The sequence below is a fragment of the Bradyrhizobium sp. genome (assembly GCF_019242285.1).
Lineage (GTDB): Bacteria > Pseudomonadota > Alphaproteobacteria > Rhizobiales > Xanthobacteraceae > Bradyrhizobium.
Window position 1 is genome coordinate 1 of sequence record NZ_JAFAVV010000185.1, and the last position, 15,236, is coordinate 15,236.

Below are 15,236 nucleotides of genomic sequence, written 5' to 3' on the forward strand. Positions count from 1 at the left end.
ACCCATGAAGTCAATATAGGACAGCGTGCCGCCGGTGAACGGCGCAAAGCCGAAGCCGAGGATCGAGCCGACATCGGCCTCGCGCGGATCGGTGATGACGTGATCCTCCACCGTGCGCGCGGCTTCCACTGCCTGCACCACCAGAAAGCGCTGCTTCAATTCCTCGACATGCAGCGTGTCGGGAGCGAGATGTTTCGGCTGCAGTTCAAACAGTCCGGGCCACAAGCTCTTCTGTCCCCTGCCCTTCTCGGGATAGTCGTAAAAGCCCTTGCCGTTTTTGCGGCCGAAGCGGCCCAGTTTGTCCACCATCTCGACCATCAACTTCTTGTGCGCCTGGTCGATGGCACTGGGACCGAGATCGGCTTCCGTTGCCTTCATGATCTTGAGCCCGAGATCGAGCGCGACCTCGTCCGACAGCGATAACGGCCCGACCGGCATGCCCGCCATCTTCGCGCAATTCTCGATCATCGCCGGCGGCACGCCTTCGAGCAGCATCTCGTAGCCTTCCGAGATGTAGCGCAGCACGCAGCGGTTGGCGAAGAAGCCGCGGGAGTCGTTGACGACAATGGGCGTCTTGCCGATCTGGCGGACGTAGTCGAGCGCGGTCGCGAGCGCGATATCGCTCGTGTTCTTGCCGAGGATGATTTCCACCAGCATCATCTTCTCCACCGGGGAAAAGAAATGGATGCCGATGAACCTTCCCTGGTCCTTGAATTCTTCTGCCAGCGAATTGATCGGCAGCGTCGAGGTGTTGGAGGCGAAGATTGCGCCTTCTTTCAGAAGCGGCTGCGCCTTGGAATAGGTGTCGGACTTGACCTTGCGGTCCTCGAACACCGCCTCGATGACGAGGTCGCAATCTTTGAGCGCGGCGTAGTCGGGTGTCGCGGCGATGCGCGAGAGCGTCGCCTCGCGATCGCTTTCCTTGGCACGGCCCTTCTTGATCAGATCGTCCAGCACGGAGCTCGCGTGCGCCTTGCCCCTGTCGGCGCTTTGCTGGTCGCGGTCGATCAGTACCACGTCGATGCCGGCGCGGGCCGAGACATAGCCGACGCTCGCACCCATGAAGCCGGCGCCGATGATGGCAAGCTTCTTCGTTTTGGTCGCCGGCACGTTGTGCGGCCGCCGCGCGCCCTTGTTCAATTCCTGCATCGACAGAAACAGGCTGCGGATCATCGCCGCGGCTTCCTTGGAGCGCAAAACTTGCGCGAAGTAGCGGGATTCGACGCGCAGCGCCGCATCCATCGGCAGCTGCAGGCCTTCGTAGACGCAACTCATGACAGCACGCGCCGCCGGATAGTTGTCATAGGTTTCGCGGCGGTAGATGGCATTGCCCGCCGGGAACATCATCATGCCGGCCTTGGAAAAGACCGCGCCGCCCGGCAGCTTGAAATTCTTGTCATCCCAGGGCGCGATCGCCTGGCCGCCGTGCTTGATCCAGTCCTTGGCGGCCTTGATGAGATCGGACGGCGGAACAATGGCGTCGATCAGCTTCAGCGCCTTCGCCCGAGCCAGATCGATCGCCTCGCCCTTCAGGAGCAGTTGCATCGCATCCTGCGGTGGCACGATGCGCGGCACGCGCTGGGTGCCGCCGGCGCCCGGAAACAGGCCAACCTTGATTTCTGGCAGGCCGAGCCGCGTCTTCGGATTGTCAGCGGCGACGCGGTAATGACAGGACAGCGTCAGTTCGAAACCGCCGCCGAGCGCAAGCCCGTTGATTGCGGCGACCCATGGCTTGCCTGAGGTCTCGATGGCTCGGAATACCTGCGAGAAGCGGCGGCTCTGGTCGAACAGCGTCTGGGTGGCCGCGACCTCGCCTTTCTCCTTAAGAACCTGGACATAGGTGCGGCTCATGCCCTCGAGCATCGACAGGTCAGCACCCGCCGAGAGTGCCTCCTTGGCGGATGTGATGACGACGCCTTTCACGGCATTGTCGGTGGAGGTCTCCTTCACAATCGCTTCGAGTTCAACGATCGTCCTCTCGTCCAGTACGTTCATCGAACGGCCGTGAATGTCCCAGGTGACGAGCGCAATGCCGTCGCTGTCGGTCTCGACCTTGAAACTGTTGAAGACCATCTGTTGCTCCCTCGATGCGGACCCACGAGCCTGGGGCGCGGTGGTCGTCTCACGTTTCAGGGCGGGCAAAGGCGCTAGCGCGCCTTTGCCCGCTATTTGGTCCGAACATGACGTTGGCAGGCAGACGTCCTTGTTTGGCTCTTTCGCTTCGCTCGTCGCGCCTCTCGCGGACGGGTCGGGCTACGGTCGATTGAGTCTTTTTTGGCGTTCCCATGGCATCTTCGGCATCACATCCGCTCGATGACCGTCGCGGTGCCCATGCCGCCGCCGATGCACAGCGTCACCAGCGCGGTCTGCTTGTCGGTGCGCTCGAGCTCGTCGAGCACGGTGCCGAGGATCATCGCCCCTGTCGCGCCGAGCGGATGGCCGAGCGCAATCGCGCCGCCATTGACGTTGATCCTGTCATTGTCGATCTCGAACGCCTGGATATAGCGCAGCACCACCGAGGCGAAGGCCTCGTTGAGCTCGAACAGGTCGATGTCGGACTTCTTCATGCCCGAACGCTCGAACAGCTTTTCCGTGACGTCGACCGGCCCTGTCAGCATCATCGCCGGCTCCGAGCCGATATTGGCGAAGGCGCGGATCTTCGCCCGGGCCTTGAGCCCGTGCTTCTTGCCGGCCTCCTTGCTGCCGAGCAGCACCGCGCCGGCGCCATCGACGATACCGGACGAGTTGCCGGCGTGATGCACGTAGTTGACCCGCTCGATCTCCGGATGCGACTGCACCGCCACCGCGTCGAACCCGCCCATCGCCGCGACATCGGCAAAGGACGGCTTCAGCCCGGCCAGCGACTGCATCGTCGTGGTCGGCCGCATGTGCTCGTCCTTGGCCAGGATGGTCAGCCCGTTGACGTCCTTGACCGGCACCACGGACTTCTTGAAGCGGCCCTCGTCCCAGGCCTTGCCGGCACGCTGCTGGCTCTGCACCGCATAGGCATCGACGTCATCGCGCGAAAAACCGTATTTGGTCGCGATCAGGTCGGCCGAGACACCCTGCGGCATGAAATAGGCCGGCACCGCGATCGAGGGATCCATCGGCCAGGCGCCACCAGAGGCGCCGATGCCGACCCGGCTCATGGATTCGGCGCCACCGCCGATCACGAGCTCGTGCTGGCCGCTCATGATCTGGGCGGCGGCGAAGTTCACCGCATCGAGCCCCGAGGCGCAGAAACGGGAGATCTGCACGCCGGGCACCGCCTGCCCGAGGCCCGCCTTCAGCGCCGCGAAGCGGGCGATGTCGGAGCCGGCCTCGCCGACCGGATCGACCACGCCGAGCACGACGTCGTCGACGGTGTCCTCGGCCAGGTTGTTGCGGTCCTTCAGCGCCTTCAGTGGCACGGTGGCGAGCGCCAGCGCGGTCACCTCGTGCAGCGCGCCGTCCGACTTGCCGCGGCCGCGCGGGGTGCGGACGTGGTCGTAGATGAATGCCTCAGGCATGAAAGCCTCCCGGGATGATGATCATCATATCATAGCGGATTGACGAAAGCGGCGAAACGACCTTGCGCTCAGAACGCCTCCGCCGCCAATTCCATGGTGCTGGCGCAGCCGGCCTGGATGCGCGCGAGGTGCAGCGCCGTCTCCGGCAGCATCCGCTCCATGAAGAACCGGCCGGTGACGAGCTTCGTCTTCAGATAGTCGGTCGCTTCGCCTGCCGCAATCTTGTCGAGCGCCACTTTCGCCATCCGTGCCCACATGTAGCCCAGCGCCACGAAGCCGAACAAATGCAGGTAGTCGGTTGCGGCGGCGCCGGCATTGTCCGGCTTCATCATCGCGTTCTGCATCAGCCAGGTGGTGGCCTGCTGCAGGTGGCCGAGCGCGGTCGACACCGGCGCGACATAGGGCTTCATCGCCTCGTCGGCGCCATGCTCCCTGGCGAAGGCGCCCAGCTCGGCAAAGAACGCCATGATCGCGCGGCCGCCGTCGCGGGGCAGCTTGCGGCCGACCAGGTCCAGCGCCTGGATGCCGTTGGCGCCCTCATAGATCATGGCGATGCGGGAATCGCGGACGAACTGCTCCATGCCGTGCTCGGCGATGTAGCCGTGGCCGCCATACATCTGCTGCGCCTGCACCGCGTTGGCAAAGCCGGTCTCGGTCAGGAAGCCCTTCAGCACCGGCGTCATCAGGCCCATATGGTCGTCCGCGGCCTCGCGGTCCTTCGGATCGGCGGAGCGGTGGGCGACGTCGCTCTTCAGCGCCGTCCACACCACCATCGCGCGCGCCGCCTCGTTGAAGGCGCGGATGGTGAGCAGGGTGCGGCGCACGTCGGGATGCACGATGATCGGATCGGCCGGCTTGTCGGCCGCCTTGGCGCCGGTCAGCGCGCGGCCCTGCAACCGCTCGCGGGCATAGGCGGCGGCGTTCTGATAGGCGACCTCCGACTGCGCGAGCCCCTGCACGGCGACGCCGAGCCGGGCCTCGTTCATCATCACGAACATGCCCTGCATGCCCTTGTTCTCCTCACCGATCAGCCAACCGGTGGCGTTGTCGTAGTTCATCACGCAGGTGGAATTGCCGTGAATGCCCATCTTGTGCTCGATCGAGCCACAACTGACGCCGTTGCGCGCGCCCAGCGAGCCGTCGGGGTTGACCAGCACCTTCGGCACCACGAACAGCGAGACGCCCTTGATGCCGACCGGCGCGCCTTCGATGCGGGCCAGCACCAGATGGATGATGTTCTCGGCCAAGTCGTGCTCGCCGGCCGAGATGAAGATCTTGGTGCCCGTGATCCTGAAGCTGCCGTCGGCCTGACGGACCGCCTTGGTGCGCAACAGGCCGAGATCGGTGCCGCAATGCGGCTCGGTGAGGTTCATGGTGCCGGTCCATTCGCCCGCCACCATCTTCGGCACATAGGTCTGCTTCTGCTCGTCCGAGCCGTGCACCAGGAGGGCTGCGGTCGCGCCCATGGTGAGGCCGCCATACATCGTGAACGCCATGTTGGCCGAGCACTGGAATTCGTTGACGGCCTGGGAGAGCGTGACCGGCAGGCCCTGCCCGCCATATTCGGTCGGCGCCGAGAGCCCGAGCCAGCCGCCCTCGGCGACCTGCTTGAACGCCTCCTTGAATCCCTTCGGCGTGGTAACGCTGCCATCGTCGCCACGCTTGCAGCCTTCGAGGTCGCCGGTCCGGTTCAACGGCTGCAGCACCTCCTCGGAGAGCTTGGCCGCTTCGCCGAGGATCGCCTCGCGCACGTCCGCGGAGGCGTCGGAAAAGCCGGGCAGGTTATCGTAACGGTCGATCTGGAAGACGTCGTTGAGCAGGAAGCTGACGTCTTCCACGGGGGCTTTGTAGATGGGCATGGCTTGCTCCGGCAGGCAGATTTGGAAAAAGGACGCTGGCGGCAACGGCGCGATCGCGGAGAATCCCGGTCGCGAGCTTAAACATTTCGACGGTTCGGGAAAGCGATTATCGCGGCGGCGGCTGCGACGGGGTGGCGCTGGCGGCGCTCATCTGCCGCGTCAGCTCTTCGCCCATCAGCCGGTGCAGCAGGTTGACCGCCTTCAACGGACGCACCATCACCTTGAAATGCGTGATCCGCCCGTCCGCATCGAAGGTGATGATGTCGACGCCGTTGATCCTGATCCCCTCGATCTCGCTCTCGAATTCCAGCACCGCGCCATGCGCGTTGCGCCACTCGCCGCGATAGGCGAAGCCCGGACCGCCCAGCACCTTCTCGGCGCTCGAGAGGTATTTGAAGGTGATGTCGCGCCCGCGCTGCGGCGTATGCACCACGGGACTTTCGAACACGGCATCCGGATGCAACAGATCCCAGAGCGCCGCACGGTCATGCGACGTCATGAAGGCGTACCATCGGTCGAGGCCATGCCGGCTCAAAGGAACGTCTCCCTCTGTTCGTTGATATGCATATTGACGCATATGCGCTCATGCGCATAAAGTCAAGTCGAATGGAGAGCTGTGATGGCGCTCGGTGATGCGATCCTCGCCTGTCTGACGGAACGGCCGATGACGGGCTACGAACTCGCCAAGACGTTCGACGCCTCGATTGGATTCTTCTGGAAGGCCGATCATCAGCAGATCTACCGTGAGCTCTCCAAGCTGCGCGACCGCGGCCATGTCCAGGGCCGCGAGGTGGTCCAGTCGGGCAAGCCGAACAAGCTGGTCTACACCCTCACCCCGGAGGGGCGGGCCGCGCTGCGGCACTGGGCCGCGCGGCCGAGCGTGCCGGCCTCGATCAAGGACGATCTGCTGGTGCGGCTCTACGCACTCGACAGCGTCGACATCGAGCCGTTGCGCACCGACCTGATGGCGCGGCTGGAGCACCATCGGGACCGTTACGAGCGCTATGAGCGCCTGCTCAACAAGCGCTTCCCGCACGGCGTGGCCGCGCCCGCGCACATCGGCAAGCTGCTCGGCCTGCGGATCGGGCTGCGCCACGAGCGCATGGTGGCCGAATGGTGCGAGGAGGCGATCGAGGCGCTGTCCGCCCTGCTCGCCGATCGCGACAACGTGCGCGCGATCGACGACGCCAAGCGCGAGAGCAACCGATAAATTTCCCGTCAGATACCGAGTCCTCACGCGCAAACTTTACAGCCGCGCGGCACCGAACTTAACCCGTTCTTTACCGTAACGGGAAAAAGTCGATCCTGTGGCAGGACACGCTGCGTGCATTCCGATCATCCTGCGGTCGGGACGCGCGAGGAAGTTGAAGGCGCCGCTCGAGGCGCCGGATGGGACCGGACGAGAACATGAATTCGCGCGCGTGGAGTGTCGACGGCATCGATCCAACTGTCCGTGAGCGGGCAGAAGCCGCCGCGCGCCGCGCCGGCATGTCCTTGAACGACTGGCTCAATTCGACCGTGGGCGACGCCGCGCCGACGACGGGCCGCAGCGCCGTACCCCCGAAGGCGGACGTCGCCGACATTCATCAGCGGCTCGATTCCATCACCCGCCAGATCGAGCAGATCTCGCGCACCCCGCTGCGCGGCGACGTCTCGCGCGAGCAGGGCGTCGCCCGCCAGCTCAACGACGCGATCTCCCGGCTCGACGCGCGGCTGTCGCAGATCTCGAGCGGACACATCGCCAAGCAGGCCCAGGAGAAGCAGCGCCAGAACGAATCCGCGGTCGAGCGCGCCGCCAGCCAGGTCTATGCCTCGCAAGCCCAGCAGCCGCCGGTGTTCCGCAATTCGCCGCCGCTGAGCCCCGCCTCGCTGGACTCCGCGGTCGCCGAGATCGCCGCCCGTCAGAGCGAGCTCGATGCGCCCTCGGTGCCGATACGTCCATTGCCGCCGCGCAACGCGCCGCCGACCGTGCCTGCGATGGCGTCCAACCCTCCGGTGTTCGCCCCCTCGCCGCCGCCCTCTCCCGACTTTTCGGCGCTGGAACGCCAACTGCTCAAGATCACGAGCCAGATCGAGGCGTTGCAGCGTCCCGACGGCATCGAGCAGTCGATCACGGCGTTCCGCAACGAGCTCGCCGAAATCCGCCTCGCCATCACCGAGGCGATGCCGCGGCGCGCGATCGAGACGCTCGAGAGCGAAATCCGCTCGCTGGCGCGCCGCATCGACGACACCCGCCAGAGCGGCACCGATGCCCAGGCGCTGGCCAACATCGAACATGCGCTCGCCGAAATCCGCGAGGTGCTGCGCTCGCTGATGCCGGCCGAGCAGCTCGCCGGCTATGACGAGGCGATCCGCAATCTCGGTGCCAAGCTCGACACCATCCTGCGCGCCAGCAACGACCCCGGCACGGTCCAGCAGCTCGAAACCGCGATCGCGGCGCTGCGGGGCATCGTCTCCAACGTCGCCTCCAACGACGCCCTGGCGCGGCTTTCCGAGGACGTGCACCTCTTGTCGTCCAAGGTCGATCAATTGGCCCGGGCGAGCCAGGGCAGCGATTCCCTCGCCGCCCTGGAGCAGCGCATCGCCGCACTGACCTCGGCGCTGGAGAGCCGCGAGCGGCCGGCGGCCAACGATCAATCCGAGCAGATCGAGGGGGCGCTGAAGGCGCTGTCCGAGCGCATCGACCGCATGCAGGTCGGCAGCGACGGCGCCGCGGCCTTCGCCCATCTCGAGCAACGTGTTTCCTATCTCCTGGAGCGGTTGGAGGCCTCGAGCGACCAGCGCGGCGGCAACCTCTCGAAGGTCGAGTCCGGCTTGCAGGATATCCTGCGCCATCTCGAGAAGCAGCACGCGGTGTTCGACCGCCTCGCCGAGGGCCAACGCGAGGCACCGGCCGCTCCGGTTCAGCAGGACCCCGGCCTGATCGACCTGGTCAAACGCGAATTGTCCGACATCCGCTTCAGCCAGACCGAAGCCGGCCGCCATACCCAGGACTCGCTTGAAGCGGTGCACAGCGCGCTCGGCCACGTCGTCGATCGCCTCGCCATGATCGAGGGCGACTTGCGCAGCGCGCGTCCGGCGCCTCTCGCGCCGGCGGAGCCGCCGGCCTTGGCAGCGCCACGTGCGGCGATGCCACCACAGCCGAAGCCCGAATTGCCCAATCCGGCCGCCGCTCAGACCGCCTTCGTCGCGGCGCCGCGCGATTTCCACGGCGCCACCCCGCCGGCACCACCGCCCCTGCCGGCGGCGCCGGCTCCCCTGGTCGCCACGCCGCGGGCGATCAGTGAAATTCTGGAGCCGCATGCCGCGGGCGTTGCGCGCCCGGGCATGGCGCCGGAATTGCCACCGGATCACCCGCTCGAGCCGGGCACGCGCCCCATCGGACGCACCGCGTCGCCCTCGGAGCGAATCGCCGCCTCCGAGAGCGCGATCAGCGAAATCGCTCCCGCGCCGCGTGAGGCGGTATCGTCGTCGAGCTTCATCGCCGCCGCGCGCCGCGCCGCGCAGGCCGCCGCTGCCCAGCCGGTCCCGGAGAAGAGCGGCCGTGGCGCCAAGGCGAACGCGGCCGACAAGACCGCGAGCGCGGACGGCAAGCAGCCTTCCATGCTCGGCTCCAAGGTCAAGTCGCTGCTGGTCGGCGCGAGCGTGGTGGTGATCGTGCTCGGCACCTTCAAGGTGGCGATGTCGCTGTTGGACAACAGCAGCGCTCCGCCGGCACCGGCGGCCGTGGAAATCCCCGGCGAACCGCCGGTCGCACCGCCGCCGCAGGTCAATGGCGCCGCCGACAAGCCGGCCGCGTCGGATCAGGTTACGCCGGCGATGACCTCGCCGACGCCGATCGGCAAGCAGTCGCTCAATGGCGCCGCGCCGGCAGCCGCCGGCGACATCACGGGCTCGATTCCGACCGCGGCACTGCCGCTGAGCAAATCGCCGGCCGCACCGCTGCCGGACGCGATCGGCGGGGCGGCGCTGCGCGTCGCCGCGCTCAAGGGCGATCCGGCCGCGGCCTACGAGATCGCGGTGCGTCTCGCCGAGGGCAAGGGCGTGCCGCAGAATCTCGATGAAGCCGTGAAATGGTTCGACCGCGCTGCGCAGGCAGGCCTCATTCCGGCCGTGTTCCGGCTCGGCACCTTCTACGAGAAGGGCGTGGCGGTGAAGAAGGACCTGGAGCAGGCGCGCCGCTATTATCTGCAGGCGGCCGACCGCGGCAATGCCAAGGCCATGCACAACCTCGCAGTGCTGGCCGCCGACGGCGGCGGCAAGGGCGCCGACTACAAGGCGGCTTCCGAATGGTTCCGCAAGGCGGCCGAGCGCGGCGTCGCCGACAGCCAGTACAATCTCGGCATCCTGTATGCCCGCGGCATCGGCGTCGAGCAGAACCTCGCCGAATCCTTCAAATGGTTCAGCCTCGCCGCGGCCCAGGGCGACGCCGACGCCGGCCGCAAGCGCGACGACATTGCCAAGCGGCTGGACGCGCAGTCGCTGGCGGCGGCCAAGCTCGCGATCCAGACCTTCGCGGCCGAGCCGCAGCCGGACGACGCCGTGACGGTGGCAACGCCGGCCGGCGGCTGGGACGCCGACACGGCCGCCGCCGCGGCGAAGCCGGCGGCCAAGCCGGCCCTGATCAAGCGCACCGCCGCGCGCATCTGATTCTTCCGCGCACGTTCCTCTCGCCTTCTTTCCCGCGCAATCGCCGCCTCCGATGTACGTGGGCGGCGAAGTCATGTAGACAGACGTCCCGTGGAGAGAAGTGCCAGAGAATGTAGATGTCGGTCGATGAACCTCAGGGCGAACAACCTCGCTTTCGAAGCTCGCCGACGGGTCCCTGGGTGACGCCCCCGCGCCCATCGACTGGACCTTGGACGACGACGCATGCACCACCGACCAGCCCTTCGCGGCCCGCACCGCGCATGGCTGTCGTGAACAGGCGGCTGATCTGGCGGGTCGCCATCTTCGCCCTGATCCTGGCCGGCGTCGTCGTCCGCGCCTATCGCGACATGTCGCAACCGGAGGCCTGGGCCTACTGGAAGGACCAATACTTCTCGCCCAGCCTGAAGCTCTCGCCTGTCGCACAACTCGATCTCGACGGCTCGGGCCATGGCCGGCCGGCGCTGGCCGTCACCGGCCGGATCGGCGCCGCCGCCGCGAGCCTGTTCCGCGATGCCCTCGACAACGCCCACCTGGCGCCGGGTGGCGCGGTGCTGCTGTCGTCTCCCGGCGGCGATCTCGACCAGGCCATCATCATCGGCGAGATCATCCGCTCCCATGGACTGGTGACCGCGGTCGGCATCGCGGAGAGCTCCGGCCATGTCCGCCCGGCCTATTGCGCCAGCGCCTGCGTTCTCGCCTATGCCGGCGGCAAGGCGCGCTACGGCATCGAAGGCTCGATGCTGGGCGTGCATCGCTTCGTGACGACACAGCCGATGCATGATCCCGTCGCCGAGACCCAGCGCGTCGACGGCATGCTGCTCGGCTACATGACGAAGATGGGCGTCGCCTCCAGCGTGGTCGAAGCGATGTCGCAGACGCGCGACGTGCGCTGGCTGCCGACCCGCGAGGCGGTCGCGATGAACCTCATCACCGATCCGATCGCCTCTCGCCGGATCGAAGCTCAATAGCACCGCGCCGCGGCGATCGAGTGCAGGCGGATGTCGCCGAGCACATGCGCCATGAAGGCGTGGGTCGGAAACAATCTTGCGAACGCCGCGTCGCGGATGCTCAGGCCGCCGGTATAGGCGCCGAACGACGGCATCACCAGCCGCTCGGCATCGGCGGCGAAGCAGCGCCGCTCCATCGAACGGCCGCGCGCCGCGACCCGCGCCTTCGGATGCAGATGCCCCGCGATCTCGCCGAACGCGCCGGTCGGCTCGTGCCGGAACGCGATCCGCCCGATCGCCACCTCGTTGGCGACGATGCCGCCGATGTCGCGCGGCAGGGCCGGATCGTGATTGCCTGCGATCCAGATCCAGTCGCGTCCGGCCTGCATCGCGGTGATCGCCGCGCGATCGCCGTCCGACAGCCGCTCGTGGGCGCACCGATCATGAAAGCTGTCGCCCAGCGCGATCACCATCCGTGGATCGTGCCGCGCGATCACCGCGGCGAGGCGGGCCAGCGTTGCGGCGGTATCGTAGGGCGGCAGCAGCACGCCGCGCACGGCGAAGCTCGAGCCCTTCTCGAGGTGCAGGTCGGAGACGACGAGCAGCCGCGCCTCCTCCCAGAACAACGCACCGGAGACATCGGCGAGCAGATCGATGCCGGCAACGGCGACTGTCGAAGCGCGCACCGTTGGGACAACTTTCGAAGGTTGCGCGCGCGCCATCACGTCCTACCCCATGGCTTCCTTGACGAGCGCGTCGGCGGCTTCCGCCAGCAACTCGTCGGAAGCTTCGCCATAAACAGATTCGCGGCCGATTTCCAGCATCACCGGCACGGCGAGCGGCGAGACATGGTCCAGTTCCCGATGAATGATTCTGCCGTGGATGCGCGACAACATGTCGGAGAGACGGCGCAGGTCGAGCAGGCCCGTGGCGGCGTCGGCGCGCGCGGCGCGCAACAGCACGTGATCGGCCTGGTGCCTGCGCAGCACATCGTAGACGAGATCGGTCGAGAACAGGACCTGGCGGCGCGACTTCTCCTCGTCGGTGAAGCGCCGCGGGATCAGGCCGGAGATCAGCGCGCAATTGCGGAACGTGCGCTTCATCAACGCGGATTCCGCGAGCCACGCCTCGAGGTCGTCGCCGAGCATGTCGGCCTCGAACAGCGCGTCGAGATCGAGCATGCCGTGACGGATCATGAACGACAGGTCGCCGATCCCCCAGATCGCCAGCGCATATTCGTTGGCGACGAAGCCGAGCGGCCGGGCGCGGGCGCGCTCCAGCCGCCGCGTCAACAGCATGCCGAGCGTCTGGTGCGCGAGCCGGCCCTCGAAGGGATAGCAGACGAGGTAATAGCGGCTGGCGCGCGGAAAGGTCTCTACCAGCAGCTCACGCCGGCCCGGCACGCGGGAAAAATCCCGCTGCAGCGACAGCCAGTCGCGCACCTGCTCGGGCAGTGCGCCCCAGGCGCGCCCGTCGTCGAGCAGGTTGCGTACGCGCTCGGCGAGATAGGTCGAGAGCGGAAACTTGCCTCCCATGTAGGATGGTACTTTGGCGTCCTTGTCGTTGGCGCGGGAGACATAGACCTGGTCCTCCACCAAAGCCTCATAACGCACGATCTCGCCGCCAAAGACAAAAGTGTCGCCGACCACGAGGCCCTCGATGAAATATTCCTCGATCTCGCCGAGCATGCGCCCGCCGCGCGCGATCGCCCCGGTCGAGCCGCTTCCGCCGCCGCGCGCGCGCACCAGCTTCACCTTCAGCATCGCCTCCTCGACGATGGTGCCGACATTGAGGCGATAGCTCTGGCGCACCCTGGGATTGGCGACGCGCCAGCGGCCCTGCTTGTCCTGCTTGATGCGGGCGAAGCGCTCATAGGTCTTCAGCGCATAGCCGCCGGTCGCGACGAACTCGACGATGTCGTCGAAATTTTCGCGCGACAGATTCGCATAGGGCGCCGCCGTCACGACCTCCGCATAGAGCTCGTCCGACAGGAACGGCTCGCCGCAGGCGCAGCCGAGCACGTGCTGCGCCAGCACGTCGAGGCCGCCGGTGCGGAGCGGCGGCGTATCCTGCGCGTTCTCCGCGACCGCGTCGATCGCGACGCTGCACTCCAGCACCTCGAACCGATTCGCCGGCACCAGCACGGCGCGCGAGGCCTCGTCGAGCCGGTGGTTGGCGCGGCCGATCCGCTGCATCAGGCGCGAGGCCCCCTTGGGCGCGCCGATGTTGATGACGAGGTCGACGTCGCCCCAGTCGACGCCGAGATCGAGCGAGGAGGTGCAGACCACGCCGCGCAATTTTCCCGCCGCCATCGCCTCCTCGACCTTGCGGCGCTGCGCGACATCGAGCGAGCCGTGATGCAGCGCGATCGCAAGCCCGTCATCGTTGATGCGCCAGAGATCCTGGAACAGCATCTCGGCCTGGCTGCGGGTGTTGACGAACACCAGCGTGGTCTTGTTCTGCCTGATCAGCTCGTAGATCTCGCCGAGCGCGTGGCGCGCGGTGTGCCCGGCCCAGGGCAGCCGCTCACGCGTGTCGAGCATCTCCACGATCGGCGCCGCCGCGCCGCCGGCGGTGACAATATCGGCGGACTCACGTTGGCCGCCGCGTTGCGGCACCAGGAAGCGTGCAAGCTCGTCCGGCTCGGCCACCGTCGCCGACAGCCCGATCGCGCGCAGCTCCGGTGCGATCTTCCACAGCCGTGCCAGGCCGAGCGACAGCAGATCGCCGCGCTTCGACGTCACCAGCGCATGCAGCTCATCGAGCACGATGCGCTTCAGCGAAGCGAACAGAAAGGGTGCGTCGTCGGAGGCGAGCAGCAGCGCGAGCTGCTCGGGCGTGGTCAAGAGGATGTCGGGCGGATAGCGGCGCTGGCGCTGGCGGCGCGACACCGGCGTGTCGCCGGTGCGGGTCTCGACCTTGATCGGCAGGCCCATCTCCGCGATCGGCGTCTCCAGATTGCGTGCGATGTCGACCGCGAGCGCTTTCAGCGGCGAGATGTAGAGCGTGTGCAGGCCCCCGGTGCGCTTCACGCTGCGGCCGGTGGAGACGAGATTGTCAGCCACAACCTCGGTAGCCCCCTCCCCCCTTGCGGGGGAGGGTTGGGAAGGAGGGTGAGCCACAAACTCCGCCGTCTGTGGCTCACCCTCCTCCCGCCGCCCTCCGCCGCGCGACTGCGCGGCCGAGGACCTCAACCTCCCCCGCACAGGGGGAGGAGACCGAGACGGACGGGCCTCGGCAAGCTCCACCAGCGTCGGCAGAAATCCCGCCAGCGTCTTGCCCGCGCCGGTCGGTGCGATCAGCAGCGCCGAGCGGTCCTCGCGCGCCTTCCGCAGCAGCGCCAACTGATGCGCGCGCGGCGACCAGCCGCGGCCCGCGAACCATTTCTCGAAACGGTCGGGCAGCAGCGCAGCCTGGTCGGCGGAGAAGGCGAACGACATCTGGGACGGCACGGGCAAAAGCTAAGCGTTCGGACAGCCAAGAAAAAGGGGAAATGCAGGCAGCCGCTCGCATCGCCGCGGCGCGAATCGCACCCGGATTTGTGGCGAAGGACCGCCCTCGAAGATGAGGGCGCAGGGAATGCCGGGTGACACAGCCTCACCCATGGCCCCCGTGCAGCAAGGTAGCACGGGGCAGGAACCACAGGCTCAGCCGAAATCACCGGCATCCCCTGCGCGATGGTGTTAACGCTTATCACGTGCTCTCCCGGGTGAACGGGCTCTCTTGCCACCCTCGCCTCGCCATCGGTCCTGCGAGACTTGATCCCAGCGTCGCGGGATCAGGACCACACGCCTTCGCCGTCCGCCTTGGGCCATTCGTCCAGCGCACTTGCGCGCGCCTGAAGCCAAAGCGTCCACCGCATCCCGCCGCCTACGTCCGTGACGATCGCGAAGCGCCCCTCATGCGGAGGCGGGACGGAGGGGACTATACACGCAGTTTCGGATAATTGGAAAGAGAAATATCTTTACGCGGAAGACTAGACAGGTTGAGGGAATCGCGGAACTTTATTTGGATGGTCCCCTCGACAACACTCTCTGACCTAGAGCTGCTTGGTCATGTCAACCGCTCGCGTCCTAATTCAGCAAAGCGCCACTACTTACCGCTTTCTGCGATTTGAAACCTCTTCAGACGGCTCCATAATAGTATTCCTTGATCGAGACGCACGACCCAAAGTCGGCGGAATGACGATGGGAAAAGACGGTGTTCTCCTGCCCACCAAGTATACGACGGATCAACCACTTCCATACGGGCGATTTAGTATTCACACGACG

At 66.7% G+C, this 15,236-nt stretch carries 9 protein-coding genes; 3 read left to right on the forward strand and 6 right to left on the reverse strand.

Translation table 11 applies throughout. The features are described 5' to 3' along the window. The 4 genes from JOY90_RS06980 to JOY90_RS06995 form a co-directional block, all read right to left on the reverse strand. On the reverse strand, positions 1–2,073 hold a 2,073-nt coding region (locus JOY90_RS06980; protein WP_291690415.1), incomplete at its 3' end, for a 3-hydroxyacyl-CoA dehydrogenase NAD-binding domain-containing protein. 227 nt (positions 2,074–2,300) lie between these two features. Continuing rightward, entirely contained in the window at positions 2,301–3,509 is a 1,209-nt protein-coding gene (locus tag JOY90_RS06985) for an acetyl-CoA C-acetyltransferase (protein WP_291690416.1), read from the reverse strand. Between the two features lie 68 nt (positions 3,510–3,577). Beyond that, positions 3,578–5,368 (reverse strand): acyl-CoA dehydrogenase C-terminal domain-containing protein, encoded by a 1,791-nt coding sequence (locus tag JOY90_RS06990; protein ID WP_291690417.1) that lies wholly within the window; start codon positions 5,366–5,368, stop codon positions 3,578–3,580. Between the two features lie 106 nt (positions 5,369–5,474). After that, positions 5,475–5,903: a nuclear transport factor 2 family protein gene (locus JOY90_RS06995; protein ID WP_291690418.1), complete on the reverse strand. Its 429-nt coding sequence runs from the start codon at positions 5,901–5,903 to the stop codon at positions 5,475–5,477. An 84-nt stretch (positions 5,904–5,987) separates the two neighbouring features. Between JOY90_RS06995 and JOY90_RS07000 the strand changes: the two genes are divergently transcribed. The 3 genes from JOY90_RS07000 (at position 5,988) to JOY90_RS07010 (ending at position 10,986) form a co-directional block, all read left to right on the forward strand. Further along, positions 5,988–6,578, forward strand: a complete 591-nt coding sequence (locus JOY90_RS07000; RefSeq protein WP_291690419.1) for a PadR family transcriptional regulator — start codon at positions 5,988–5,990, stop codon at positions 6,576–6,578. Between the two features lie 197 nt (positions 6,579–6,775). Then, a complete protein-coding gene (locus JOY90_RS07005; RefSeq protein WP_291690420.1) occupies positions 6,776–10,018 on the forward strand; it encodes a hypothetical protein in 3,243 nt (1,080 codons plus the stop codon). 260 nt (positions 10,019–10,278) lie between these two features. Continuing rightward, positions 10,279–10,986 carry a hypothetical protein gene (locus tag JOY90_RS07010; RefSeq protein WP_367276888.1) on the forward strand — a complete coding sequence of 236 codons (708 nt, stop codon included), beginning with the start codon at positions 10,279–10,281 and terminating at the stop codon, positions 10,984–10,986. Here the strand turns inward: JOY90_RS07010 and pdeM are convergent. Both pdeM and JOY90_RS07020 read right to left on the reverse strand, forming a co-directional pair. Then, positions 10,980–11,687 carry a ligase-associated DNA damage response endonuclease PdeM gene (pdeM, locus tag JOY90_RS07015; protein ID WP_291690422.1) on the reverse strand — a complete coding sequence of 236 codons (708 nt, stop codon included), beginning with the start codon at positions 11,685–11,687 and terminating at the stop codon, positions 10,980–10,982. The genes JOY90_RS07010 and pdeM overlap by 7 nt on opposite strands. A 6-nt stretch (positions 11,688–11,693) precedes the next feature. Beyond that, positions 11,694–14,405, reverse strand: coding sequence for a ligase-associated DNA damage response DEXH box helicase (locus JOY90_RS07020; protein ID WP_291690423.1), 2,712 nt, complete (start codon positions 14,403–14,405; stop codon positions 11,694–11,696). Positions 14,406–15,236 lie beyond the last annotated feature (831 nt).

Coding starts and splice junctions, on each gene's coding strand:
- JOY90_RS07010 (WP_367276888.1), top strand. CDS start 10,279: ATGGCTGTCGTGAACAGGCGGCTGATCTGGCGGGTCGCCATCTTCGCC.
- JOY90_RS07020 (WP_291690423.1), bottom strand. CDS start 14,405: ATGTCGTTCGCCTTCTCCGCCGACCAGGCTGCGCTGCTGCCCGACCGT.
- JOY90_RS06985 (WP_291690416.1), bottom strand. CDS start 3,509: ATGCCTGAGGCATTCATCTACGACCACGTCCGCACCCCGCGCGGCCGC.
- JOY90_RS07005 (WP_291690420.1), top strand. CDS start 6,776: ATGAATTCGCGCGCGTGGAGTGTCGACGGCATCGATCCAACTGTCCGT.
- pdeM (WP_291690422.1), bottom strand. CDS start 11,687: ATGGCGCGCGCGCAACCTTCGAAAGTTGTCCCAACGGTGCGCGCTTCG.
- JOY90_RS07000 (WP_291690419.1), top strand. CDS start 5,988: ATGGCGCTCGGTGATGCGATCCTCGCCTGTCTGACGGAACGGCCGATG.
- JOY90_RS06990 (WP_291690417.1), bottom strand. CDS start 5,368: ATGCCCATCTACAAAGCCCCCGTGGAAGACGTCAGCTTCCTGCTCAAC.